At 37.3% G+C, this 26,289-nt stretch carries 27 protein-coding genes; 14 read left to right on the top strand and 13 right to left on the bottom strand.

Annotated features, from left to right (window positions below; genetic code table 11):
- Positions 1–8 precede the first annotated feature (8 nt).
- Both HHL20_RS08865 and HHL20_RS08860 read right to left on the bottom strand, forming a co-directional pair.
- Positions 9–488, bottom strand: a complete 480-nt coding sequence (locus HHL20_RS08865; RefSeq protein ID WP_169230777.1) for a DinB family protein — start codon at positions 486–488, stop codon at positions 9–11.
- A 33-nt stretch (positions 489–521) separates the two neighbouring features.
- Positions 522–833 (bottom strand): EthD family reductase, encoded by a 312-nt coding sequence (locus HHL20_RS08860; RefSeq protein ID WP_169230776.1) that lies wholly within the window; start codon positions 831–833, stop codon positions 522–524.
- A gap of 114 nt (positions 834–947) precedes the next feature.
- On the opposite strand from HHL20_RS08860, the gene HHL20_RS19535 reads away from it, so the two are divergent.
- The 3 genes from HHL20_RS19535 to HHL20_RS08850 all read left to right on the top strand — a co-directional run bounded on the left by HHL20_RS19535 (position 948) and on the right by HHL20_RS08850 (position 2,869).
- Positions 948–1,187, top strand: coding sequence for a hypothetical protein (locus HHL20_RS19535; RefSeq protein WP_228463140.1), 240 nt, complete (start codon positions 948–950; stop codon positions 1,185–1,187).
- Positions 1,181–1,945 carry a GlxA family transcriptional regulator gene (locus HHL20_RS08855; RefSeq protein ID WP_317165990.1) on the top strand — a complete coding sequence of 255 codons (765 nt, stop codon included), beginning with the start codon at positions 1,181–1,183 and terminating at the stop codon, positions 1,943–1,945. The genes HHL20_RS19535 and HHL20_RS08855 overlap by 7 nt, the downstream gene beginning before the upstream one ends.
- 99 nt (positions 1,946–2,044) lie before the next feature.
- Positions 2,045–2,869, top strand: coding sequence for a CvfB family protein (locus HHL20_RS08850; protein ID WP_169230775.1), 825 nt, complete (start codon positions 2,045–2,047; stop codon positions 2,867–2,869).
- Positions 2,870–2,900: 31 nt separating this feature from the next.
- Here the strand turns inward: HHL20_RS08850 and HHL20_RS08845 are convergent, their stop codons facing one another.
- A complete protein-coding gene (locus HHL20_RS08845) occupies positions 2,901–6,824 on the bottom strand; it encodes a DUF7948 domain-containing protein (RefSeq protein ID WP_169230774.1) in 3,924 nt (1,307 codons plus the stop codon).
- A gap of 182 nt (positions 6,825–7,006) precedes the next feature.
- On the opposite strand from HHL20_RS08845, the gene HHL20_RS08840 reads away from it, so the two are divergent.
- From HHL20_RS08840 to HHL20_RS08825, 4 genes are all read left to right on the top strand, one after another.
- Positions 7,007–7,600 carry a TetR/AcrR family transcriptional regulator gene (locus HHL20_RS08840; protein ID WP_169230773.1) on the top strand — a complete coding sequence of 198 codons (594 nt, stop codon included), beginning with the start codon at positions 7,007–7,009 and terminating at the stop codon, positions 7,598–7,600.
- Between the two features lie 95 nt (positions 7,601–7,695).
- Complete coding sequence (locus HHL20_RS08835) at positions 7,696–9,063, top strand: TolC family protein (protein ID WP_169230772.1); 1,368 nt, start codon at positions 7,696–7,698, stop codon at positions 9,061–9,063.
- Positions 9,064–9,072: 9 nt separating this feature from the next.
- Complete coding sequence (locus HHL20_RS08830) at positions 9,073–10,134, top strand: efflux RND transporter periplasmic adaptor subunit (protein WP_169230771.1); 1,062 nt, start codon at positions 9,073–9,075, stop codon at positions 10,132–10,134.
- A 7-nt stretch (positions 10,135–10,141) separates the two neighbouring features.
- Complete coding sequence (locus HHL20_RS08825) at positions 10,142–13,327, top strand: efflux RND transporter permease subunit (protein WP_169230770.1); 3,186 nt, start codon at positions 10,142–10,144, stop codon at positions 13,325–13,327.
- Between the two features lie 303 nt (positions 13,328–13,630).
- On the opposite strand, the gene HHL20_RS08820 is transcribed toward HHL20_RS08825, so the two are convergent.
- The 7 genes from HHL20_RS08820 to HHL20_RS08790 form a co-directional block, all read right to left on the bottom strand.
- A complete protein-coding gene (locus HHL20_RS08820; protein WP_169230769.1) occupies positions 13,631–14,077 on the bottom strand; it encodes a KTSC domain-containing protein in 447 nt (148 codons plus the stop codon).
- 134 nt (positions 14,078–14,211) lie between these two features.
- Positions 14,212–14,538, bottom strand: a complete 327-nt coding sequence (locus HHL20_RS08815) for a hypothetical protein (RefSeq protein ID WP_169230768.1) — start codon at positions 14,536–14,538, stop codon at positions 14,212–14,214.
- 31 nt (positions 14,539–14,569) lie between these two features.
- Entirely contained in the window at positions 14,570–15,148 is a 579-nt protein-coding gene (locus HHL20_RS08810) for a hypothetical protein (protein ID WP_169230767.1), read from the bottom strand.
- A 26-nt stretch (positions 15,149–15,174) separates the two neighbouring features.
- Positions 15,175–15,756 carry a GDP-mannose pyrophosphatase NudK gene (nudK, locus tag HHL20_RS08805; protein WP_169230766.1) on the bottom strand — a complete coding sequence of 194 codons (582 nt, stop codon included), beginning with the start codon at positions 15,754–15,756 and terminating at the stop codon, positions 15,175–15,177.
- 20 nt (positions 15,757–15,776) lie between these two features.
- Positions 15,777–16,679: a TIGR01777 family oxidoreductase gene (locus HHL20_RS08800; RefSeq protein WP_169230765.1), complete on the bottom strand. Its 903-nt coding sequence runs from the start codon at positions 16,677–16,679 to the stop codon at positions 15,777–15,779.
- Positions 16,680–16,691: 12 nt separating this feature from the next.
- Positions 16,692–17,036 carry a hypothetical protein gene (locus HHL20_RS08795; protein WP_185194804.1) on the bottom strand — a complete coding sequence of 115 codons (345 nt, stop codon included), beginning with the start codon at positions 17,034–17,036 and terminating at the stop codon, positions 16,692–16,694.
- 5 nt (positions 17,037–17,041) lie between these two features.
- On the bottom strand, positions 17,042–17,644 hold the full coding sequence (locus tag HHL20_RS08790; protein WP_169231157.1) for an HPP family protein: 603 nt from the start codon (positions 17,642–17,644) through the stop codon (positions 17,042–17,044).
- 203 nt (positions 17,645–17,847) lie between these two features.
- Between HHL20_RS08790 and HHL20_RS08785 the strand changes: the two genes are divergently transcribed.
- The 7 genes from HHL20_RS08785 to HHL20_RS08755 all read left to right on the top strand — a co-directional run bounded on the left by HHL20_RS08785 (position 17,848) and on the right by HHL20_RS08755 (position 23,969).
- On the top strand, positions 17,848–18,180 hold the full coding sequence (locus HHL20_RS08785) for a single-stranded DNA-binding protein (protein WP_169230764.1): 333 nt from the start codon (positions 17,848–17,850) through the stop codon (positions 18,178–18,180).
- Positions 18,181–18,196: 16 nt separating this feature from the next.
- Entirely contained in the window at positions 18,197–18,649 is a 453-nt protein-coding gene (locus tag HHL20_RS08780) for an HRDC domain-containing protein (RefSeq protein ID WP_169230763.1), read from the top strand.
- A 140-nt stretch (positions 18,650–18,789) separates the two neighbouring features.
- Positions 18,790–20,142, top strand: a complete 1,353-nt coding sequence (gene hisS / locus HHL20_RS08775) for a histidine--tRNA ligase (protein WP_169230762.1) — start codon at positions 18,790–18,792, stop codon at positions 20,140–20,142.
- A 4-nt stretch (positions 20,143–20,146) separates the two neighbouring features.
- Positions 20,147–21,214, top strand: a complete 1,068-nt coding sequence (locus tag HHL20_RS08770; protein ID WP_169230761.1) for a leucine-rich repeat domain-containing protein — start codon at positions 20,147–20,149, stop codon at positions 21,212–21,214.
- Positions 21,211–22,341 (top strand): chromate efflux transporter, encoded by a 1,131-nt coding sequence (chrA, locus tag HHL20_RS08765; protein ID WP_169230760.1) that lies wholly within the window; start codon positions 21,211–21,213, stop codon positions 22,339–22,341. The genes HHL20_RS08770 and chrA overlap by 4 nt, the downstream gene beginning before the upstream one ends.
- Before the next feature lie 5 nt (positions 22,342–22,346).
- Positions 22,347–22,988, top strand: a complete 642-nt coding sequence (locus HHL20_RS08760) for a GNAT family N-acetyltransferase (RefSeq protein ID WP_169230759.1) — start codon at positions 22,347–22,349, stop codon at positions 22,986–22,988.
- Positions 22,989–23,171: 183 nt separating this feature from the next.
- The gene (locus HHL20_RS08755; RefSeq protein ID WP_169230758.1) at positions 23,172–23,969 is read left to right on the top strand and encodes a class I SAM-dependent methyltransferase; all 798 of its coding nucleotides are present in this window, start codon (positions 23,172–23,174) and stop codon (positions 23,967–23,969) included.
- 54 nt (positions 23,970–24,023) lie between these two features.
- On the opposite strand, the gene HHL20_RS08750 is transcribed toward HHL20_RS08755, so the two are convergent.
- The 3 genes from HHL20_RS08750 to HHL20_RS08740 form a co-directional block, all read right to left on the bottom strand.
- Entirely contained in the window at positions 24,024–24,281 is a 258-nt protein-coding gene (locus HHL20_RS08750; protein WP_169230757.1) for a YtxH domain-containing protein, read from the bottom strand.
- Between the two features lie 98 nt (positions 24,282–24,379).
- Positions 24,380–25,222: an isoaspartyl peptidase/L-asparaginase gene (locus HHL20_RS08745; RefSeq protein WP_169230756.1), complete on the bottom strand. Its 843-nt coding sequence runs from the start codon at positions 25,220–25,222 to the stop codon at positions 24,380–24,382.
- Positions 25,223–25,340: 118 nt separating this feature from the next.
- The gene (locus HHL20_RS08740) at positions 25,341–26,231 is read right to left on the bottom strand and encodes a cyanophycinase (protein ID WP_169230755.1); all 891 of its coding nucleotides are present in this window, start codon (positions 26,229–26,231) and stop codon (positions 25,341–25,343) included.
- Positions 26,232–26,289 lie beyond the last annotated feature (58 nt).

The following is a 26,289-nucleotide window of genomic DNA, read 5'->3' as shown; positions in this document are numbered from 1 at the left end:
CTGATTTTTTAGTTGAGTAACACAATTTGTCCTGAGTGATATTGTAAATGAGAAGTTCTGGTAATAATGATGTTGAGTTTATTGCGATAGGGTTCTTTCATAAAATCTTCTTCTGAAACAGCAGTATGCTTTTCAAACCATTCTTCGGGTTTCATTTTTGCAAATTTTTCTTGAAGCCATCCGTTTTGTTTTTCCCACATTTTCCTCAAATCAGAGGCTGTAGGGGTAGGCTCGACAACTTTATCTGCATATTGAATAAAAGGCTCGGATAATTCCGGGTATAATTTTTCGCGCATATCTAATAATTTCAACATATCATCATGTACTGCGATCAGGTGTCCCAGCAAATAAGTGCCTCTGTTTTTACCGGGAGCAATTTCTTTTTGCAATTGCTCATCTGTTAATGCATTTAAGTGTTTGTTTACATTCGCAATGGAGCCGTTCCATCTGTCAATTGTCATTTTTACAAATAATTCTGTTGTGATCATTTTTTTTATTTTGTAGTTAATACATTGTGTTAATTATATTTCTTTCGTTTTGTATAAATAAATTTGCACTTCTTCATCAGAAGCTAAAATTTTTCTGTCAGCAGCACATTGCTTTCCTATTTCCGATTGAAACGCATCCATCATTTCTTGCATTGATTTAAAATATAAATTGGCAATCCTGTATACCTCATTATGACCTGTAGTAGATACAATTTGTCCGTCATTTATTTCATATTTAATCAGTCCCGGCAATTGTTTCGCTAAAGGAACATGAACATCAAAGTAGTGTTTATCAAAAGAAATAAGATCCTTTGGTATTTTGTAAATGGCTGTCATTTTTATCATTTCTTAAAATTTTATTTTACAAATCTAAGGACCAAAACAAATGTTTTAACTGTGTTGTTTAGACATTCTTCGGGGTTGATTTGGACAAAATATTTGCTTAGATTTACAAATAAAATGATGCATGTAAGTATACTGGTTCCCGACGAGCAAACCAATATGAGTACTATAGCCTGTATTATAGGTTCATATCAGATATTTAGTGAGGCGAATAATTATTTGGATAAAAACAGCGGGAAAACAACTTTTAAAATTGAATTGGTTGGGGCTTCAAGAAATGAATATCTGAATAATCATCTGTTTTCCTTAAGACATCAAATTGCTATTAATGATATCCGTAAACCGATCTTATTATAATTCCCGCATCCTTAATCCGCAGTTACGAAACAGCTTCAAAAAACAATAAATTGTTAATTGATTGGGTTGCTAAACAATACATAGAAGGTGCAGAAATTGCAAGTATGTGTGCAGGAAGCTTTATGCTTGCCTCTTCCGGTATTCTTGCCGGTAAAACATGTTCCACCCATTGGGCTTTTTCCGAAAAATTCAGAGAACTATATCCTGACGTAAATCTGCAGACCGACCAACTGATTACTGATGAAAATGGGATTTATACTAATGGTGGGGCGTATTCTTTTTTAAATTTATTGATGTATCTGGTCGAAAAATTTTATGACAGGCCAACCGCTATCCATTGCGCAAAATACTTTCAAATTGATTTAGACAGAAATCTACAGGCACCATTTTCAATATTTAACGGACACAAAAAGCATAATGATGAAATTATTTTGAAGGCACAAGTGTTTATTGAAGAAAACTACCGGGATAAAATTTCGATGGCAAATGTATCGGCATATTTACATATTGGAAGAAGAAATTTTGACAGAAGATTTATTAAAGCAACGGGCCTTACACCTCTTGATTACTTACAAAGAGTGAGAATTGAGGCTTCCAAAAAGATGTTTGAAACTACCCGGAAAAACGTAAGTGAAATTATGTATGAAGTGGGATATAATGACGCAAAAGCATTTAGAGATGTATTCAGCCGTGTAACCGGCTTATCACCATTAGATTATAAATCAAAGTATAATAAGGACAATAAATTCTTTCATTAAAAGTTACTTTTAATTACAATACAGTAAAGTTTCTAATTTTTTTCATTTTTGCAAGTTCGGCTTATATTTCCGTACCTTTACCGACTAATTTTATCATCAATGCAACTCGGAAAAACTCAGACTTTAAAAATTTCAGATAAAAATAATTCAGGATGGATCTTAACAGACGAATCGGGTGAAAAAGCTTTCCTGCCGAAAATTTTCATTCAGGAAGATAAAGAAATAGATGATGAAGTGGAGGTTTTTGTGTATCAGGATGACAGTAAACTGAAAGCAACCACAGAAATTCCGTTGGCCGAAGTAGGGGAGTTTGCGGTAATGAGCTGTGTGCAGAGTCTTCCGAGTGGTGCTTTTATGGATTGGGGAATTATCAAAGATCTTTTTATTCCGTACAAACAGCAGAAAACTAAAATCGTGGAAGGCAAGAGATATCTTGTTCACATTTATGTTGATGAAGACCTTGAATTGATAACTGGGACTACGAAGTTTAAGAGAAATCCGCAATATCAGGATTTACCTTTTAAAAAAGGGGATAAAGTAGATCTTATCATGATGAATGAAAGTGAGCTGGGCTGGAATGTGGTTATTAACAAAAAATATATTGGTCTCATTTACAGTTCTGATGTTTTCAAAAAACTGTACCCTTTATCCGAAGAAACCGGTTATATCAAGGCCATTCGTGAAGACGGAAAAATAGATGTTTCGCTTCAGCCTGAAGGTTTTGAAAATATTGATGAATTTAGAAAAAAAATTCTGGATAAACTGGAAGAAAACTACGGTCTGCTATATCTTTCCGACAAATCTTCTCCCGAAGAAATCAAAGATGAAGTGCAGATGAGCAAAAAGAATTTCAAAAAAGCCATTGGCGGACTTTATAAAGATAAAGTTATTGATATCCTTGACGATAAAATCAAATTATTATAAAACAAAAAAGAGCAGAATTTCTGCTCTTTTTTTATTCCCTGTTTTTAACCATCAGCCAGCCGGTATAAATCCTGCCGTCGGAAACTTTAATCGTGTACCAGTAATTTCCTGTAGGAATCGGGCTCCCGTTAAGCTTGCCGTCCCATTCCATCGGCTTTTTGGAGATCACTTCTTTGAAAACCGGTATTCCTCTTCTGTCATACACATTTACTTCAGTACCCGGATAATTTTCAAGTCCGGCGATTTTCCATTTATCATTGTATCCATCTCCATTCGGAGTAAAAGCATTCGGGATATTGAAAATCGAAAAAGGTTTCTGTCCGATAAAACAGCCTTCTTTGGTTCTTACATAAACAGTATACTCGCCGATATTTAAGTTGGTAAAAATATTTGAAGTCTGCCATGTAAAATTATCCAGAGAATATTCGAAATTACCGGCAGCAGAAAGCGTAACTGTTGCGGATCCATTATTAACCGTTACAGCCGTAATTTCCGGCAATATAATATAATTCACCTGAATCTGGTCGGTACTCTGGCACCCGAAGTTATTGCTTACCGTAACCGAATAATTCCCGGCAGTAGAAACCATAATGGTTTGGGTAGTGTCTCCGGTATTCCATAAATAAGTGGCAAATCCATTTCCTGCATCTAGTGTTACGGTTTTGCCTTTACAGAACTCAATTTTTTCAGGAAGCTCCAGTACAGGTTTTGGGTTTAAGGTAAGGCTTAGTCTTACTACGGTAAAACATCCGTCTGCTGTAGTAACTTTTACATGAATAACTGTTGAACCGACATTCAGGTTATAATTGTATGGATTGATAATAGGGTTCCCAAGGTCATCGGTATAGGTAAAAGTATATATTGCAGGATTAGCTACAATATTGGACTGATATGAAGTAAGATTTACAACCATTGAATTAGCCGTTGAACTATTACATGTCGTTGCGGAAAAGTCATTTGCCGGGACATTGTTGGTTGACAGTGTGACTGAAATTCCAAATTTCTCCGATTCGCAATTGTTTAAAGTCTGTGTTACAAAATACGTTACCCCATGGATCAATGGAGTAGTAAGGGGTAAAACATTACCTGCGGCATCGTAAAATATTAACGAAGTACCGGAAACAATTAAATTAGATAATTTTGGATTTGAAGAAGCACAGAAATCCTGAGCCGGGTTTCCTGTTGGTTTCGGAGTTTCGTTAATGGTTACCTGAACAGCTGTCTTATTACTTTCGCAGCCATTAACAGTTTGTGAAGCGTAATATGTTTGCCCGTTTACAAGTGCTGTGGTTGTGGTTAAGATATTTCCTGCCGCATCATACCATTTGATATTCTGTCCTGTGATCTGAATATTTGAAAGGGTAGGATGATTGGTTCCACAGAAAGTTTGCTGGGGATTTGCAGTAGTTGGCAAAGCTGGCGCAGTTACGATTACATTTTGATTTTGTGATGAAATATTTCCGTTTCCATCATCATAATTCCAGTGAATTACATATGTTCCGGGAAGGGAGTAGGAAAGTGGATCTGTTGTAGTGGCTGTAATGATTCCGGCGCAATTGTCTGTTGCCGTAGGAATTGCCGAAATTACCGTATGGCAGTCTCCTGTAATGGTTGGAAGTGTTGCTGTATCAGGAACTGGTGCAGTAGTATCACCTACAACTACATTTACAATGAAACTTCCATCGCAGGCTCCCGAACCTGTAACCTGACACGTATACGTTCCTGAATTAATCGCTGTTGCACTTGGTATTGTAGGATTTTGTAGTGTTGATGTAAATCCGTTTGGTCCGGTCCAGTTATAGGTTGTTCCTCCCGATGCGTTCAATTGAAGGGTGGAATTAATGCATACCGGGGAATTGGAGGTTACTGTACCAGAGGATGTGCAATCCTGAAACTTTGCAATAAATATATCATTTGAAGGATGTCCTCCCTGTTGCTGAAATGTTCCGGGGGTAGCAATTCCTGTAGTGTTATTACTTGACATTCCTGTAAAATAAATATAACCCTCGCTATCTTTTGTAACAGTTCCTAGCTGCGTTCCTCCGTTTCCTCCATAAAAAGTTCCCCATTGCTTTACATTATTGGAATCATATTTTATCATAAAAGTTTTTAGGGAAGGGCCTGTGTCCTCCATATACGCATTAGGTGTAGCAATTCCTGCCTGATGAATATGATCAGATAATCCCGAGAAAAATACATTTCCCGTAGTATCAATGTGGGCTGTTAATTGGATTGAATATAAAATAGGCAGATTAATTTTTACAATAGTATTTGTATTCAGATCTACTCTCCATATTCCGGCCGGACCGTAAACCGGACCGCTAAAATTAGGAAACTCACCTGCTAATATTAGAGTATTATTTACAATTCTTGCTTCCCAAACGTATTCCTGAATTGAATTTCCAAAATAGCTGGATCGTAGCAAGGTACCTGTGCTTTTCGAAAACTTTAGATATAATCCGTCAGTTACACCCCCGAATGTATTTTGAAAAGCGTTGATCATAGGAATATTAGGAGAACGGGTTGCCCCAATAACTTCAAGGTCGCTTCCTGTAGAAGAAAATATATTATAAATAGAAGTAGAGTGGTCGGTTGCACCGAAGAATGTAGATCGGAGTGTATTACCGGTTGACGCATCCAGGGTAATAATGTAACCGTCAGTATATCCATTTGGGCTAAGTTTTGTTGGCTGTGGAGCGTTTAAAGTTGGAAAATCAGGACTCATTGTCTGCCCCCCAAGAAAAACCTGATTATTATTGTATGAAATAGTATACATTTCATCAACAGAGTTTCCAATAAAATTTTTTTGATAAATCAGCGCGCCATTAGCGTTAAATTTAGTTATTACAACATCTTGATTGCTTGCTAGCCTGTAAACTGTACCTGCCGCATAAATATTATAATTTTCATCGAATGCAACATCGTTAAACGAATCATCTTTTATAGTTCCATAATAAGTACTCCATAATCTTTGTCCAGTTTTTGTAATTTTCATTAAAAAAGCATCAAACGCTGCAAGAATATTTTGTTGATAAGCTCCTGAAGTTGAAATATTAGTTGGGCTTGCTGTTGTTCCGTAAAGATATCCTGTATTTTGAGAATCTGTTTTAATTCTTCCGTAATCTTCACCAAAGCCACCTGCATAGCTTCCCCAGATTCTCGTAGGAACTGGATCAATGACGATAGTTTTATCTGAAATATCAAAAGGACTGTTAAAACCGAAAGTCTGATCTCCAAAATCCTTAAAGGAAACGTCAATATTTTCTTTTTTATTCCCTAAAATCCAGCTGTTAGGAATGTTTTCATACATTTCCCCAAAACGGACTTTCATCGAAAGTTTATGATCTTTAATACTTGTCGGTGCACCATTAAATTTCATTTTAATATCGGAAATTTTCCCTCCCGGATTTATGATGAAATTATACTCAACAGGTTTTAATGTATCATTTGGTTTAAAAAAAACTAAATCAATATTCGGATATACATTTTTATATAAAACTTTTTGAAAGCGATGAACATTTGTTACGCCTTTTGGTTGATTGGGAATGTTGAAATAATTATTGTAATCTGGAGATTTTCCTTCTGCAATAATTGATGCATTTTTATTTGAATTTAATAGTTCAATATCAATTCTGTGGTATAAATTTTCATACAAAAACTCATCTTCATAATAAGTTTTGCCTTCTAGCGATTTATCTTTTTTGAACTTTGAAGAATTAGGGTTTACAGTTTTCTTTACTTCATAAACATCATATGAAAACCCATTTTTCTTCAGCTGAACATTCAGACCATTAGAAAGAAATAAATACTTTACGTCTGGATTTGCATTTCCATCCTGGTCAATAATCTGACCTTTATTCTCGTAAAAATAGTAATCGTTATTTTGAGGGAATTTGCTCTGAGAAATCATAGATCCCCAACACAACAAACTCAACAGAAATAAAATTCTTCGCATCGGTTATTAATTTTCCGGCAAATATAACAAAACAGCCACTTTTTAAAGATTAAATATGAGTAATACAAAAGCTTTATGTTAAAACATGATGCATATCATAATTTTTTCTCTTAATTATTTTGTTTAACAATTTTGTCAAAACATTTGATTGATTTATATTTGCACAAATTTGTTTAACAAAAATGTCAAATCAAACAAAAAAAGACCAAACACAGGAATTAATCAAGGAAACCGCGAAGAATCTATTCTTTGTGAAGGGGAAGTTTGATGCAACCACGCAGGAGATTGCTGATGAGGCCGGGGTCAACAGAACGCTGATCAACTATTATTTCCGATCAAGAGATAATTTGATCCAGATCATTTTTGATGAAGCTCAGAAAGTAGAACACGAAAAGTCTGAAATCATTATGAATTCTGATCTGCCGTTTAAGGAAAAGATAGGACAGTTTATTGAGGGAAGTCTGTCTACCAGCCTTCAGTATCCGTATCTGGAAACCTATATTGTTTCCCAGATCAACAAGGGAAACTGCCAGAAAAAAGACATCGAAGAAGATGAGCTGAAAAAACTCTACAAAGAAGTAGAAGCAGAAATGGAGCTGGGAAATATAGAAAAGATGGCACCGATTCAGTTTGTTCTCAATATGATTTCTCTGCTGGTTTTCCCGAGTGCCGTAAGACCATTGCTTATGGAAAATCTGATGATTGACGAAGTGGAATTCGATAAAATAATTTCAGAAAGAAAAGACATCATCTTAAATATGTTATTTAAAAATTAAATAATGTTAAAGTATTTTAAAAAATGATTCGTCTTTTAGGAATAAAACTATAGCAACAGCAATTACATTAAAAAAAATAAACGAAGTATAAAATTATGAAAAGAAAACGAATAACTGCACAAAAGCTAAAAATAGGAATAGCGGCTGCATTTATGATTTTCGGCTTTTCATCACTGTCTGCACAGCAGCAGGTTTCCCTTCAGGAGGCCATCAAACAGGCCCTTCAGAATAAAGCGGAAGCCAAAAAAGCTGCCCTGCAGGTAAAAAAAGCTGAGTATAAGATTGATGAGGCCAGAGCCGGAGCCCTTCCGCAGATCAGTGCCAATATCAGCAATACTTTTAACCCGATCCTTCAGACCTCTGTGCTTCCCGGCGAAATCATCGGGATGCCGGGCCAGCTGGTTCCGGTAACTTTCGGAACAAAATGGCAGTCCGTAAATTCAGTGTCATTGTATCAGAATATTTTTGACCAAAGAGTATTTACCGGATTAAAAGCTGCCAAGTCTACCAGAGAATTTTATCTGCTCAATTCGGAGCTCACCAATGAACAGATTATCGAAAACGTAGCAACAGCCTATTATCAGGTATTTGTTCAGGAAGAAAACCTTAAAACTGTAGAAGCAAGTTATGCCAATACGGAAAGAGTGAGAAATGTAATCAAAAGTCTTGTAGATAACGGGCTGGCAAAATCTATTGATCTTGACCGTACCAACGTTCAGCTTACCAATATAGGTTCAAATAAGCAGCAGCTTATCAATGCCGTGGAAGTTTCAAAAAATGCACTGAAATTCTATATGGGAATTCCCATCAGTACACCTATTGAACTGGAACAAAAAACAATTGAACCCAATACAGCCCTTTTAAATACTGCAGCTAACTTAGAAGAACGTTCAGAGCTTAAAGTTTTGAACAAGCAGAAAGAGCTGTTGCAATACAACAAAAAAGCTACGGAAGCTTTACTTTACCCTACCGTTGGGCTACAGGCAAACTACGGATGGCAGGGGCTGGGCAACAAATTTCCGTATTTTACGGGAAGCGCTCAGGGAACCAACTGGAGTGATTATGCATCGATAGGTCTGGCTATTAAAATTCCGATTTTCTCCGGAGGATCTACAAGAGCACAAATTCAGCAGGCTGAAATTGACATTCAGGATCTGGATCAGGATATCAACAATACCAAAGAAAGTCTTGACCTCGATTATAAAAATGCGATCAGCAATATGGAAAATGCCATCATTAATATTGAAAGTACCAAAGATAATGTAGGTCTTGCAGAAAGGGTTCAGAAAAATACACAATCCAACTATCAGTACGGTCTTGCAACACTTACCGAAGTTCTGGATGCTGAAAATGCACTTACACAGGCTAAACAGAATTATGCAAATGCTTTATTAGATTACAAACAGGCTGAAATTAAATTGATCAAAGCAAAAGGACAATTAAACACATTACAAAACCCATAATAAACTACAATGAAAAAAACTCTAATATATATTATCGTGGCAGCTGTACTGGTCGGTTTAGCGGCGTACAAGATTGCAGGAAATAAAGAAAAACAGACACAGGAAGTAAAAGAGGTTGCCAAGCAGGTTGACAAGATCAACGTGAATGTGGTAACCGTTTCCAGAGAAAATATCGATACAGATTATACCGCCAACGGAACATTTATCCCAAAACAGGAATCTAACCAGTCTTCTGAAATCTCCGGAAGAATTGTAAATGTTTTGGTAAAAGAAGGATCCAGAGTAAGTGCCGGACAGGTTTTGGCGACTATTAAAAGGGATGCTATCGAAGTAGATGTTACCCAGGCTCAGAACAACTTGCAGAATGCTATAATTGATAATCAGCGTTACGAAAATGCTTTCAAAACCGGAGGGGTTACCAAACAGCAGCTTGATAACTCAAGATTACAGCTTAAAAATGCTCAGGCAGCAGTAAGAGCGCAAGGAGTAAAAATAAACGATACCAGCGTACGTGCAGGAATCAGCGGTACCATCAACAAAAAGATGGTAGAGCCGGGAATGGTAGTAGCGCCGGGTACAGCCTTGTTTGAAATTGTAAACATCAATTCATTGAAACTTTCGGTTTTAGTGGATGAGAGCCAGATCGGTAAGATCCAGTTAGGCCAGGAAGTGCCAATCAGTGTTAATGTATTGCCGGGAGAATCTTTTGCGGGCAGAATTACATTTATCGCTCCAAAAAGTGATGCTTCTTTAAATTTCCCAGTTGAAATTGAAGTTCAGAACAAAGGAAATCTGAAAGCAGGGATGTACGCAACAGCTACATTTAAAACAAACCATGGTGCTGAAACCCAAAATATGCTGACGGTTCCTGCAGAAGCCTTTGTAAACGGTGTTAGTTCAGGACAGTTATTTGTTGTTCAGAATGGTGCCGTAAAATTGATCAAAGTAACAGTCGGAAAAGTATACGGGGATAAAGTTCAGGTTCTTAGCGGATTGAATGGCGGTGAGCAGGTGGTAACCAGCGGACAGATCAACCTGGATAACGGATCTAAAGTAAATATCATAAAGTAGAAGATCTATGAAGTTAGCAGAAATATCGATTAAAAGACCATCGTTGGTGATCGTATTATTTACGATTCTTACGCTGGGAGGTATCCTGAGTTATACACTCATGGGATACGAATTGATTCCGAAGTTCGAGACTAATATGGTAACGATTTCTACGGTATATCCGGGAGCTTCACCTGCAGAGGTAGAAACGTCCGTTACCCGAAAGATCGAAGATGCTGTTGGTTCTTTGGAAAACGTGAAAAAAGTAGAATCTTCCTCCTACGAAAGCTTATCCGTAATCATGGTACAGCTGAATGACGGAGCCGATGTGGACTATGCTTTAAATGATGCTCAGAGAAAGGTGAACGCTATCCTTGCAGATCTTCCTGATGATGTAGATGCTCCGTCTCTGAATAAATTCTCACTGGATGATCTACCGATCATTACGATGAGTGTTTCATCAGACAAGTTAAACAGCAAAGATCTTTATGATCTTTTAGATAAAAAAATAGAACCTATTTTCTCCCGTGTAAACGGTGTAGCTCAGGTTGATCTTGTGGGTGGACAGGAAAGAGAGATCCAGGTTAATCTTGATGAAAAAAAACTGCAGGGGTACGGACTTTCCATAGGAGATGTACAGCAGGCTATTCTTTCTTCAAACCTTGATTTCCCTACCGGTAGCATTAAAACGAGAACTACAAAATCTACGATCAGGTTATCCGGAAAATACAGATCAACTGATGAAATGAACAATCTTGTAGTTTCCAATAAAAACGGAGCGCAGGTTCGTTTATCTGATATTGCAACGGTTTTCGACTCCCAGAAAGATGTTGAGAAAGTAGCGAGATTCAATCAGTTTCCAACTATTTTGATGCAGGTAAAAAAACAATCTGATGCAAATGCGGTTACAGTATCGGAAAGCGTTCAGAAGACTATCGAAACCGTTCAGGAAACTTACAAAGCTCAGGGTATAAAAGTAAAAGTAGTTAATGACAGTACAGAATTTACCCTGGAATCTGCCAACCACGTTATTTTCGACTTATTCCTGGCGATTATTTTGGTGGCCATTGTAATGTTGTTATTCCTTCACAGTATCAGAAACGCATTCATTGTAATGGTTTCTATTCCGGCTTCGTTGATCGCAACGTTTATCGGAATGAATCTGATGGGCTATACGCTGAACTTAATGAGTTTATTAGGACTCTCGCTCGTGGTAGGTATCCTTGTAGATGATGCGATCGTAGTGTTGGAAAACATTTACCGTCACATGGAAATGGGTAAAAGCAAGATCCGTGCAGCATACGACGGAGCTTCCGAAATCGGATTTACCGTTGCGGCAATTACATTGGTAATCGTAGTGGTATTCCTTCCGATTGCAATGAGTTCTGGTTTGGTTGCCAACATCCTGGCACAGTTCTGCGTCACGGTAGTTATTGCAACTTTATTATCATTACTGGCTTCATTTACCATTATCCCTTGGTTATCCTCAAGATTTGGTAAGCTGGAACATTTAACAGGAAAAAACTGGTTCGAAAAATTCATCCTTTGGTTTGAAGGATTAATCGACAGATTTACACACTGGATCACAGGAATTCTGGAATGGTGTCTGAAAACAACATTAAGAAGAATTTCAACAGTTGTTATTACATTCGTAGTTTTGATTGCTTCTTTCATGCTGGTGGCATTCGGATTTATCGGGGGTGAATTCTTCCCGCCGATCGACAGAGGCCAGTTCCTTGTTCAGATGGAATTATCAAAAGATGCAACCGTTGAAAAAACAAACCAGTTGACACTGGACGTTGAAAAGTTTTTAAGAAACGACAAAGATGTAGTAGATCTTATTACAACAGTAGGACAGCAGTCGACCGGTTTTGGTGGAGCCCAGGCTACATCCTATCAGTCGGAGGTTCAGGTAAACCTAACGGATAAATCCGAACGTTCTGAAAGTACGAACATCAAAGCGGCTAAAATAAAAAGAGCGTTAGAAGAAAAGTTCACAGGAGTTGAATTTAAAACTGCCCCAATCGGGATCCTGGGAGCCGAAAATGCACCGATCGAAATGGTGGTTACCGCTCCGGATAATGCAACAGCGGTAAAAGAAGCGACAAGAATATTAGCGCTTCTGAAAAAAGTGCCGGGAGCTGTAGATGCAGAATTATCTACCGATACCGGAAATCCTGAAGTTCAGGTGAACATCGACAGAGATAAAATGGCTTCTTTAGGCTTAAACCTTTCCAACGTAGGACAGACGATGCAGACGGCATTTAACGGAAATACAGACGGAAAATACAGAGCAGGAGAGTACGAATATGATATCAATATCCGTTTTGGCGATGCCAACAGACAGTCTATTGATGATGTTAAAAACTTAATGTTTACCAATCCTCAGGGACAGCAGATTCGTCTGAGCCAGTTTGCAGAAGTTAAAATGGGATCAGGACCAAGCTTACTTGAGCGTAGAGACAAATCTCCTTCCGTAAAAGTAAGAGCAAAAGCAGTAGGTAGACCGGTAGGAGATGTCGCCAATGAATGGGCAAAACAATTTATGGATCGCAAAAACAAACCGGCCGGAGTAGATTATATCTGGAGCGGGGATATGGAAAATCAGCAGGAAGGTTTCGGTACCTTGGGAATTGCTTTATTGGCAGCCATCGTATTGGTGTACCTTGTAATGGTTTCCTTATATGACAGTTTTGTGTATCCGTTTGTAGTATTGTTCTCTATTCCTTTGGCGATGATCGGGGTAATGGTGATTCTTGCCTTAACAGCCAATTCACTGAACATTTTCACCATGTTGGGGATGATCATGTTGATCGGTCTTGTTGCCAAGAACGCAATTTTGATCGTCGACTTTACCAACGCAAGAAAAGCAGCAGGTGCCAATACACATGACGCCTTAGTACAGGCCAACCATGCCCGTCTTCGTCCAATCCTGATGACGACAATTGCGATGATTATCGGTATGTTACCAATCGCATTGGCAACAGGAGCAGGAGCTGAAATGAACAAAGGTCTGGCCTGGGTAGTTATTGGTGGTTTGACATCATCGCTATTCCTGACTTTGATTATCGTACCGGTAGTGTATTCACTGTTTGATTCTATTCTTAGAAGAATGGGTAAAAACGAAAAAGTAGATTATGATGCTGAAATGAAAGCAGAATATGATCACAGAGAACTGAGTGAAGACGGCTATACGCCAAAACATTTAGATTAATATAATAACAACCTTAATTAACCGAAAGAGCGCATCAGAAATGGTGCGCTTTTTTGTCATTGCGATGAGCGAAGCGAAGAAGCAGTCTCAGAAATTGATAATAAGGTAAAAAATAATAAATATCAATGCTCAATGGCTGAGTATAAACTGAAAGTTTACGAACATAGTTCAGCCTTTGCGAACAAAAATATTTTCTATAATTTAAAAAAAACTTTGCAATTCTTTGCGTTAAGGTTAATATTTATTCCTAAAAAAAGCCTCCGAAATAATCCGAAGGCTTTATATATTGGTAAATCGTAAGATTTAATCTGCCATTACTTCGCCTGCCTTGCGAAACACAAAGCTGCCGTAGATATGTCTTCTCGCAAAACGGCTTGGCGAATCTGCATTCACCATTTTGATATACGTATTTCTCGGAACTCCAAGATATTCGTAAATATTACCGTTCAGATGCTGAATTGTAAGAATTGATTTTTCAAGATAAAAATCCTGAATATTGGAAGTCGTCGTCGTTTCCGTATATTCTTCTTTGTATTTCTCCTGAGTTTCGGGATTGATGCTCACCAGAAAATGATAGGCTTCAATTACCGATTTACTTTTCTCTTCCGCTTCCAGCTTACCGGCTTCATCATTGATGAATTTATCAGGATGCGTATCTTTCATCGTATTCCTGTAAATGGTTTTCAGTTCTTTCAGTGTCACATTTTTATCAACTTCAAGAAGCTTTCTGTATTCGCCTAATTTTTTCATTATGGTTGGATCCTTTTTTCGGGATGCAAAATTAAGGTTTTTAAATGAGAAAGTGTAAGCTTTTGATTATTAATATAAAACATTTTCAGATACTTCAAATATAGAGGTTAAAGAGAAAAGATAAAAGGCTCATATTATTTTTGGTGAAAATATTCATAGGCCAAACTTTCCAAATCTCCATCTTCGGAAATTAAATTATTCTCCTCATCATATATTTTAAAACTTTCCTGTGATTCTCCAATAGACCCACTTCCATCCAGTCCCAATAAAATAGTATAAAAACTATCAGTCAGAAGGTCAGAAGTTATTTCTTTTAATTTTTCTGTTTGTTCTAAACTTAAATTTAATGCTTCAATCTTAGCAGATTTAACAGTTTTATACTTTGATTTTTGATCAAAGGCTAAGTTTAAAATATTTTGTTTTTCTAAATAGAAATTTTTTACAAATTCTTGTGCGTTCATAACTATTATAATACAGATCTTGTCATGGGTTTCACTCCGTCCTCTGGAAAATATGCGTTACTTTAGCATCCTTAATAAAATCCTGAAGCGGGGTATCTTTCACCGCATTTTTATTGGTTAGCTCAATATAATACGCCATCGTATTAGGGAACTTAGGATCTTTACAAAATATTTTAAGGCGTTTTATCTTTTCATTATCACTTAAAAAAACGAGCTCGGAAGCATTATAAAGCCTTATATTATTTACGTCAAAAGCAATCTTCCAGTTTTTCTGCAGCTTGGCAAATCTTTTCTGGGTTCTGTCGCTGTCTTCATTTTCAAACTTATCAACCTGAAAATCGGTTAAAAGCTGTGGATAAATTAGTCCTTCCTGAAGAACGGCTTTGGTGATTTTATCGGATTTATCGTAAAAAATAACTTTATCATCAAACATGATCTGGCTATCTTTTACGACAATATTTCCGTTAAACTTTTTATAGTTTTTCTTTTTGTAGTCATTCTTAAAATGTTCGATTACAGCCTTATCCTTCGGGCCGGCTTTTTCCGTTTTCTGCGCAAAAACGGATGCTGATAAAAGTAATGAAAGGCCTGCTGTATATAATAATTTCATGATATTCATATTAATTTTAAAAGATTTTACAGGATGTTTTTAAGTCTTAAATATTGCAGAAGCATGATGGTTTTAGCATCTTTGATCTCTCCTGTGTCAATCATTTTCAAAGCTTCCTCGAAAAAAAGCTCAAGCACTTCAATATCTTCCCCTTCATCATCGAGTCCGCCGCCGTCATTGATTTTCATCTCTTTGGAATATTCACCAATAAAAAAATAAAGGATCTCCGTTACGGAGCCCGGCGACATAAAAGCTTCGAAAATCTTTTCAACATGGGATATTTTATATCCTGTTTCTTCCTCAGTTTCCCTCTTGATGCACTCTTCAGGATTGTCATTATCCAGAAGTCCGGCACAAGCTTCAATCATCATTCCGGACGGATTCCCATTGATATATGTAGGCAGTCGGAACTGTCGGGTGAGAATGACCTTTTCCGTGCTTTTATCATATAGCAAAATGACAGCTCCATTTCCCCTGTCGTATGCTTCACGGCTCTGCTGCTGAAAGCTGCCGTCTTTTTTCTGAATGCTGAACGTTACTTTTTTTAACGTGTACCAGTTGTCTGATAATATTTCGGTCTTTTCTATCTGAACGTTTGTATTGTGCATAGATTGTATAATCTTGGTAATTATTTTAATAAATTTTCCAGGGCATTTTTTAGATCGGGGAATTCAAAACGAAAACCCGCCTTTTGAATTTTCTCTGAAGAAGCTCTGGAACCTTCCAGTAATGCATCGGCAAGCTCTCCAAAAATAAGTTTCAAAACAAATCCCGGAACATTAGGCATAAAAAGTGGCTTTTTTATAACTTCTGCAATCTTTTTAGTTAAATTCTCATTGCTGGTGTGTTGTGGTGAAACTGCATTGTACGCTCCATCCATATCCGGATTTGTTAAGGCAAACTCATAGATCGAACAAATATCATCAATATGAATCCAGGGCATATATTGTTTTCCGTTGCCTAAAGCAGAACCAATTCCCATCTTAATCGGTGGCAGCATTTTCTTTAAAGCTCCATCTTTTTCAGAAAGAACCACTGCGGTACGGATTTTAACCACTCTTTCCGCAAGATTTTGTTCTTTAAACTGATCCGCAGCCCGCTCCCACAATACTACCACTTCGCTTAAAAAGTCATTTCCGGGCCCGTCACTTTCAGTGAAAATTTGATCGGCAGTTTTGGTTCCGTAATAATTTATTCCTGAAGCGGATATAAAAGATTTAAGCTTAATATTTTTCTTTTGCAGTGTTTTTAAAATCAGGTCAGCAGAATCAACCCGGCTGGAAATGAGTTCTTTCTTTCGTTCATCGGTCCAGCGTTTTTCAGAAATATTGGCTCCGGCCAGATGAATGATGTGGGAAACACCATCAAAAGCGCTTTCATCAATTGTTTTTTCTCTGATATTCCATTCAAATTCATCACTCCGCCTTTTTTTTCTTGTTAAAAAACGAACGGTATAGTCTTTTTCAAGTCTTTTGGCAAGCTCACGGGCAATAAGCCCGCCAGCTCCGGTGATCAGTATAATATCTTTCATTACATTATGTTTTTATGACTGATTTTTAACAATTAAAATGAAATCGTCATCCAGAAGTTTATAGCCATAGTCATAGATAAATTTATATTCAGAACCATTTTTATACACTTTCAGATTGGTAAAATATTCAAAATCAAAACCCAAACCATCAAGTTTTGAGCGGGGTACTTTTGCTTTTCCGTCCGTATTTACTTCGGAAAGGATGCGGTAATTTTTGCGGAGTTTATTATTAACATTACGCATCAGGTTGTTAGAATCCTTATTCTGTTTGTTGTTGTAAGCGTTTCGGCAGGCATCGTTACAAAATTTTTTGTCTGATCTCCCGATGATTTTTTCGCCGCATTCAAGACAATCCATAATTTTTATTTTTTCAATTTGTGTGGGTGAGCGTGTTTTTTCTTTAATAGCTTTTTGAACCTGCTGTGAGCAGGATAACTTCTGTTGGACGTTATATTATTGAAAAAAAGTGCTGTAAGCAATAAAATAAGGCATCCGGTAAGAACCGGTGATAGCACGTACCAAAACCCCAATTCAGGAATTTTTCCTGTGGAACTTACTGCAATGAGTGCTGTAGCGCCGCCGGGAGGATGAAGCGTTTTGGTATACTGCATCAGGACAATCGAAAAAGCAACTGCCAGAGGAGCCGACAGCCAGATGATATCAGGAACCAGCTTATAAATGGTAACGCCGACCAAAGCTGAGATTACATGACCTCCTACCAGATTTCTCGGCTGCGCAAGCGGACTCTGTATTGCACCATAGATCAATACACTCGATGCTCCGAAAGATCCGATCAGAAAAATATTTTCTGTTGCCGATACGGAATGCGACTGGATAAAAGCAATAATCCCGATTCCGACAAAAGCACCCAGGAAAGACCAGAAATGTTCTTTATAGTCAACCAGTGTCTCCCTGTAAATGACATATTTTGATACTCTGAATGTTCTTTTAATCGCTTTTTTCATATCACTCAAAGATACGGAATTATCCGTTTTCAAACGGATAAAAATTGATGATCATTTTCTTTATTCGTTTTCAAACGACTACAAACGAATTTAAACAGTTTGGTACCGGCTTGAATTTCAGCTTTCCCCAATCTTTGCAACAGAGATCTGGGAAAAACAGTGAACGTCCCTAATCTGAATTATTAATTTAAAAAAAGAAAATTATGTCACTAAGAAACAAAGTAACACTTATTGGTTACACAGGAAAAGAAGTTGAAATGGTAAACTTCGAAAATGGAAACAGCAAAGCAGTCGTATCTCTTGCTACTAGCGATTACTACACCAACGCAAAAGGCGAAAAAGTGGAAGAAACCCAATGGCACAATCTCATTGCTTTCGGTAAAACAGCAGAAATCTTTCAGAAATATGTTACAAAGGGAAAAGAAATTGCCATTGAAGGAAAGCTAACCTACAGATCATATGATGATAAGGACGGGGTAAAACGCTATATCACAGAAATCAGGGTTGACGAGATTCTGCTTCTGGGAGGTAAATAAATTAAGAACACAGGCGATGAAAGTAAAAGTTTTTAAAGTGCGGCTGGATCAGGAGTTTTTACACCATGATCAGCAGACACTTGATGATTTTCTTGGGAAACATCAGGTCGTAAAAGTAGAAACAGCTTTTATAAATGACGAAAATTACTGGTCCGTGATTCTGTATTTTGAGAGCTTGAAAACGGCAGTTACTACTGTAAAAGAATCGAAGCATGCAAAATATGCCGCAGAAGGCGAAGAGCTGAATTCCGATGAAGAGAAAATTCTCTATGCCCTGAAGGAGTGGAGATCGGATAAGGCAAAAGAGCAGAATCTGCCAAGCTATTTTATTGCAACCAATAAAGAACTTATGTCCGTGGCTAAATATAAACCTGCACGGAAAGAAGAACTGCTGGATATCAAAGGGTTTGGGAAACACAAGATTGAAAATTACGGCGAAGAAATCCTGGAAATTTTAGAAAGCATCTGATATCAGATAAAAACACAAATGATGAAGAAATTCAAAGCTGGGGAAGATTATTTCTTCGGCTTTGGATTTTAGTTTTAAAGTCAGTTCAATTCCTTATTTTTGCAACACTTATACATTAATCATCATTTATCAATTATAGAATGAAACCAGGTTTAGCAAAAGGGACGAGAGATTTTACCGCATCGGAAGTTGCCAGAAGAAGATATATCATCAATATTTTACAGAGAAACTTTGAATTATTCGGATTCCAACCATTGGAAACTCCGAGCTTTGAAAATCTTTCGACATTAACAGGAAAATATGGAGAAGAAGGAGATCGTCTGATTTTTAAGATTTTAAATTCAGGGGACTATACTTCAAAAGTAAATCAGCAGGACTGGGAAGATAAAAATCATCAGAAATTAACTTCGCAGATTTCAGATAAGGCTCTTCGTTATGACCTTACCGTACCTTTTGCAAGATTTGTAGCGATGAACCACAATCAGCTTACGTTTCCATTCAAGCGTTACCAAATTCAGCCGGTTTGGAGGGCAGACCGTCCTCAAAAAGGGAGATTCAGGGAGTTTTACCAGTGTGATGCTGACGTGGTGGGAAGTGAAAGTCTTTTGCAGGAAATAGATTTGGTTCAATTGTATTTAAAGTCATTTGCTGAACTGGGTGTTTCTGTAACCATTCATATTAATAACAGAAAAATACTTTCCGGATTAGCAGAATTTGCAGGAATTACCGACAAATTAATTGATTTTACGGTAGCTCTTGACAAATTAGACAAAATAGGAAAAGAAGGTGTTGTAAAGGAACTTCTTGAAAGAGGAATTGCCCAGGAGTCTATTGATAAACTGGATTTTCTTTTTACACAGTCGGACGACGCTCTGGAGAACCTTTTGCAACTTAAAGAAAAGTTTGCAGGAAACGAAACCGGATTAAAAGGTGTTGAAGAATTGGAGTTTGTAATTACTCAGTCATTAAATCTTGGAGTAGATATTCAGAACCTGGTATTTGACATTACGCTTGCCAGAGGATTAGATTATTACACCGGAGCTATCTTCGAGGTAAAAGCGGATGAAGTTCAGATGGGATCCATCGGCGGTGGCGGAAGATATGACAATCTTACGGAGGTTTTCGGGGTTAAAAATATTCCGGGAATCGGAATTTCTTTTGGGTTAGACAGGATTTATCTTGTCATGGAAGAATTGGGACTGTTCCCTGAAGAGGCAGTCTCAAAAGTGGAATACCTGTTTGCAAATTTCGGAGGGGATGAAATCGTAGAAGCCCTGAAATTAATAAAACAACTCAGAGAAAAGGGAGTTTCTACCGAACTATATCCCGAAGCAGCCAAGATCGGAAAACAGTTTACTTACGCCGAAAAGAAGGGAATTAAAAATCTTGTTTTCCTGGGTGAAGAAGAGATTAAGAACGGAAATGTTACCTATAAAGGTCTTGAAGCCGGGGAGCAGAAAACGGTTTCGCTGGAGGAGTTTTTACAATTTTAGAGTTATGAAGAACATCTTATTTTCAGCACTACTGATATCTTTTGTTTTTACTCAGGCACAAGAAAGAATACCGGAAATTCCTAAACAGGACCTCAGCAAAGAAAGCGATCGGGTAGTGCTTAGTGAGATCACAGCATTTCCGGAACATATTTTTACATGGAATATTAAATCCCTGACAGTAATTGAATCGGATCAGCTCACAAGCATACCCGGAAAAATTTCCAGGCTAAAAAATCTTGAATCTTTTATGCTCACCGGAGGGCACAAAATTAAAGATTTCCCCAAAGAGTTTGCTTCTTTGAAACAATTGAAAAAGCTTGCACTGCATAATATGCTTACAGAAAAGATGTCTCCTGTGATTTTTAACCTTAAATCATTAGAAGATTTAGAATATTCTCAGTCCAGCTATTTTGATTTTTCTGAGGATATTGGAAAGCTAAAAATGCTTAAAAGGCTGGGATTATCAAGAGGATTAGATATCAGAAGTTTAAAAAGTGCTGAAGGAAAACCCGGTAGAAATCTTCCGCCTTCCATAAAGAATCTGAAAAGTCTGGAGACTTTATCCGTAAGTGGAAGCCTGATGTCTGAGCTGCCCGAAGAAATAGGATTTTTGAATATGGTTAATGATGTATGGTTTTCGGAAAATCTTTTGAAAGCTTTGCCAAACGGATTTTCCGGACTTCAAAATTTGAAAACGCTGCATTTGGACAATAATGCATTTAAAGTTTTTCCAAAAGAACTATACAAGATTTCAGGTCTTAAAAGGCTGGATATTTATAAAAATCAAATTAGCCAGATCCCTCCCGGAATGATTGGCATGACGGGACTGACAGGACTTTTCATTGATAGGAATGAGCTTACAAACGAATGTTTGACAGAAATTTATAATCTGGAAAATCTTGAAGGTCTAGATATTAGGAATAATAAAATTACGGCTTTTCCTCCAGGTTTGGAAAAAATGAAAAAGCTGAAAGTAATATACATTTCAGGAAATAATATTCCATATCAGGAAATTTCCCGTGCACAGTCTTTGTTGCCAAAAACAAAGTTTGTTACTCAGGAAATGCCATGAAAAATACAGAGGATCTAAAAGAAATAGCCAGGCTTTTTCTCAAGCTAGGAATAATTGGTTTCGGAGGCCCTGCTGCACATATATCCATGATGCAGAATGAGGTTGTTACCAAAAGAAAGTGGATGTCCCAACAGCATTTTCTGGATCTGATAGGAGCTACCAACTTAATTCCAGGACCCAACAGTACTGAAATGGCCATTCATATCGGAAGAGAAAAAGCAGGCTGGAAAGGCTTAATTACTGCAGGTGTATGTTTTATACTTCCTGCAGTTTTTATTACCGGGATATTCGCGTGGCTGTATAAAAAATACGGTGCTCTGCCGGAAATTCAGCCATTTGTTTACGGAATTAAACCGGCTATTATCGCTGTGATTTTATCGGCCATCTTTCCTTTGGCAAAAAAATCTTTTAAGACAGCAGGTCTTATAATCCTGGGACTGCTTGTTTTAGCGGGATCATTATTAGGTTACAATGAAGTTTTTCTACTTTTCGGAGCAGGAATTCTTTACGTGCTTATCACGTTTTTACCTCCCGGAAAATCCGGAGATTTGAAAAATCTTATTCCTCTCGTTTATTTACAGGGAAGTGAAAATAATTTTATATCGTCTTTAAACCTTAAGCTTTTCCTGATTTTCCTGAAAGTTGGATCTATTCTTTACGGAAGCGGTTATGTACTTTTTGCTTTTCTTGATGCAGAGTTTGTTGCAAACGGAATGCTGAACAGGAAACAGCTTATTGATGCTATTGCAGTAGGGCAGTTTACTCCGGGACCGGTTTTTTCGTCGGTTACATTCATCGGATATCAGATAAACGGATGGAGTGGGGCTGCCATTTCAACTCTCGGGATTTTTTTGCCTTCATTCCTGTTTGTTGCATTGCTGAATCCCCTCGTAAAAAAGATGAGGAACTCGAAAATTTTTTCAGTCTTTCTCGATGCGGTCAATGCAGCTTCGGTTGCTATTATTGTTTCCGTCTGCATCAGTATGGGAATCGATACAATTACTGACTGGCGCATGATTCTTATTGCTGTTTTCTGTCTTTTTATTAGCTTTGGATACAGGAAAATCAATAGTGCACTTATTGTTGTATTAGGTTCCGGAATGGGCTATATGCTGACGTTTATATAAAACTTATGGAAAAACAAATTTCATCAGATACTATTGAAAAGTGGCTTAAAGCATGGTCGTTATCAAGAGAACTGCCTTTGCCTGTACAGTACAAATCAGGATTTATGGTTGAGGTAGGGTACGAAAAGCAAAGAAAGAGATATGTGTTCCCGGAATGCAATGCTGATTTTATTGAATTGGCTGAAGCCATAAATGAGCCGTGGGTCTTCCTGAAAGTATGTACTTCTTTTGATGAATTTAAAAACGAAATACCCCAAAGATGGGCGTTGCAGCCGCAAGGCTATATGATGTATTGTACTTCACCAATGAAATTTAACGATAGAAATTTACCCGACGATTACCGATTTGCATATAACCAATATGACTCTACTATTGTAGTATATATTATGAGAAACAATAAGGTAGCTTCATCGGGACGAATTGTCTTTGTTGATGGTCTCGCTGTTTATGACAGAATTTCTACTGAAAAAGACCACCGTAGAAAAGGGCTGGCTAGTCTTTTAATGAAAGAGCTTGAAAAAATAGCATTGTCTGAAGGGTTTTCCGCAAACTTTTTGGTGGCCACCGAAGAAGGTAAGAATCTGTATGAATCATTAGGCTGGAAACTCTACAGTTTTTATACTTCCATCGTTATTGAAGGGGAGTAAAATGTCAAAATATTAATTCATGACATAAGAATGTAAAGTTACCTCGTTACAATGTAGTTAAACTCACGAGCATATCTTACATCGAAAGAAATTAAAAATTCTGTTGTTTTAATTTAGTTGTCTTTAAAACGAATGTATTTACAGTTACATTTATTTTAATATTTTTAAACATAAATATCAGTCATGGAAAATTATTTAGAGATCAACAGAAAATCCTGGAATGCTAAAGTAGAACCTCACTTAAAATCAGATTTTTATTTTGTAGATGAATTTTTAAAAGGCAGAAGCTCTCTTAATTCTATTGAAATGGAACTTTTAGGTGACATTAAAAATAAAAAAATTCTTCACCTTCAATGTCATTTTGGCCAGGATTCTATTTCTCTTTCAAGGCTTGGAGCTGAAGTTACCGGAATAGATTTGTCGGATAAAGCTATTGAGACCGCCAGAGAGCTAGCTCTCAAATGCGAAACCAATACACAGTTTATATGCACCGATCTGTATAACCTTACCAACGTTCTTAATGAAAAATTTGACATCGTTTTTACGAGTTATGGTACGATCGGCTGGCTTCCTGACCTCGACCGTTGGGCGAAAGTAATTTCGCATTTCTTAAAACCTGACGGTAAATTTGTAATGGCAGAGTTTCATCCGGTCGTTTGGATGTTTGATGATGATTTTGATGGGGTGAAATACAATTATTTTAATGAAAAGCCTATTGTAGAAACATACGAAGGAACTTATGCAGATCCTTCCGCGAATATTGTTCAGGAATATGTGATGTGGAACCATTCTTTAGCAGAAGCATTGCAAAGCCTGATTGATAATAATTTGAAAATAGATCAGTTTAAAGAATTCGACTGGTCACCTTATCCTTGTTTCAGACATGTTCAGGAATTTGAAAAAGGGAAATGGCGGATTTCCATGTTTGGTAATAAAATACCCTTGGTCTTTGCGATCGGAGCACAAAAAAAGTCATCGTAATATTTTAAATTACAATGACTTTTTTTGAAATATATGAATGTTAAATAACTAGTCTTAGCTTACGGTTTCCTGTGCTTTGTTCACAGAATCCTGCGCTTGGTTTTTAAATTCATCAGCTTTGTCCTGAACCTGGGAAGCAACACTGTTGGCTTTCTCTTTAAGATCATTTCCCCACTTGTTTAGGTTATCCTTTGCATTATTCAATTTATCTTTTACCATTTGTTGTTGCTCCGGGCTTGAGTTTTTGTATTTCCAATATGCTAAAGCTCCAAGACCAACTAATGCCAATAAACCTTTTGTCTTATTTCCCATGATTTCTATTTTTTAAGTGTTAATATTAAAATTTGTTATTACTAATCATGTAAAATACGTGCCAAAAAAAATATCAGAACTATAAAATAATGTTAAAGTTAATGGAAGGTTTTTAGATTTTCCCCGTCAAAACTTGCAAAGACCATAGTGGGATGAGAATCCTGATGGTATAAATTTCCGTGCTGATCGATGGCAATGGCTCCTGCAAAACCATCAAAAGTTTTCAGTTCTTTAAAAGTTTTGTCAAAAGCTTCGCCGAGAGACATTCCGTCGGTTACTCTTGTTACGATCTTCGCAGCAGTAGCATTGCTTACAATATCTTCACCCACGCCTGTGCAGCTAACGGCACAGAAAGAATTGGCATAATTTCCGGCTACGGTGGCGGAATCTGAAATTCTTCCCGGAATCTCAAATCCTTTTCCTCCGGTAGAGGTTGCTACAGCCAATTTTCCGTCTTTATCTAATACAACGCATCCGACTGTGCCTTTTCCGCCGTTATTTAATTTTTCTTCGTATTCTTTTCTTCTTTTCGGAATTTCAGTGGAGAAATTTTCGAAACCATGAGTCGAAGCATACTTTTTAGCACCACTTCCGCCTAAGACTCTGTCGTCTTCCTTCATCAGCTCTTTTGCTACGAAAACCGGGTTTTTTACATCCTGAATATTAATAACACCGCTCATTTTCTGCGTTTCTCCATCCATAATGGCTGCACTCATCCGTATAATCCCGTCACTTTGGATCTGTGAACCAATACCGGCATTATAAAGTTCATCGTTTTCCAATAACGAAACGGCAAAGGCAGCTGTGTCAAAAGCAGAATGGGTTTGTAAAAATTCAAAAGCCTGTTTTGCAATGTTTTTAAGAGATTCCTGCTTGGCCGCTTTTACCTCATGGCTCTGATCGCTTTCTGAAAAGAACCCACCGTGAATGATTACCTTCATTGTAATATTGTTTTTGCAGACAAGATAGCCAAATTTTTCAAACCGGATATGATTCAACAGGCCGAAAAATAAAATTCAGAAAAATTATCAGGGATAATCATTAAGCCGGAAAAAGCTCTTACTTATCCTGCGGAATAGGATTAAATTGTGAATTTTCGATTGTCAGTACTTTTGTGGTAAGATCATAATGATCATTCATGGACATTACGTGTACCGTAAGGTTATCAATAGAAATCGGTTCTCCGAGGTTAATATTTGTAAGATTGGTATCCTTAATGAATCTTCCGTCGACTAAGATTACAAGTCCCGAACCTACGGCCGTCATTACATCGTTATAGATAAAAAGACCTGTATCTTCACCAAGACCGATTCCCAGGGTTCTCGGATTATTGACCACTGCCTGGAAAAGCCTTCCGATTCTTCCTCTCTGTACAAAGTGTGTATCAATAATGACGTTGTCGATTAATCCTAATCCCTGTGTGGTTTTGATCTCACCTTTCAGCAATGCTTCAGAACTGCTTCCCTGATAAATCATATTTTCAGAAGCAGCAGCAGCTCCGGCAGAAGTTCCGGAATAGATGAAATCCTGCTCCTGGTATTTAAGTAAAATGGTATCATGGAATCTTGTACCGCCAAGGATGGATGTAAGACGAAGCTGATCTCCGCCGGTAAACATCACAACGTCTGCAGCATTTGCCCTTGCGACAATAGCATCAGAATTGGCTTCTTCACGGTTGTGAATATCCAGTATATTTACATTTTTTGCTCCTAAAAATTCAAAAGCTTTTTTATATTCAGAGCCTACAATTTGAGGTATCTGTGAGGCCGTGGTAATAATTTCAATAACAGAATTTTCCTTATGCTTAGACTCGTTGATGATTTTTCTAAGGATCCCTCGCTCAAAAAAATTCAGGTTTTTTTCTATATTCTGATCAAAATCGGTTTCTGCAAAACTTCCTTTGTTTACCGCACCACCAATAACAATTAATTTTCCAACAGGTTTCGTCATAGAGTGCAAATTTAAAAAAATATTAACAGCTGAAAAAATTTCATGGTACATAAAATTG

The sequence above is a fragment of the Chryseobacterium cheonjiense genome, from assembly GCF_012927265.1.
Classification (GTDB): Bacteria; Bacteroidota; Bacteroidia; order Flavobacteriales; family Weeksellaceae; genus Chryseobacterium; species Chryseobacterium cheonjiense.
The sequence above is the reverse complement of the archived record's forward strand: the minus strand, read 5'-3'. Positions and strand labels throughout refer to the sequence as shown.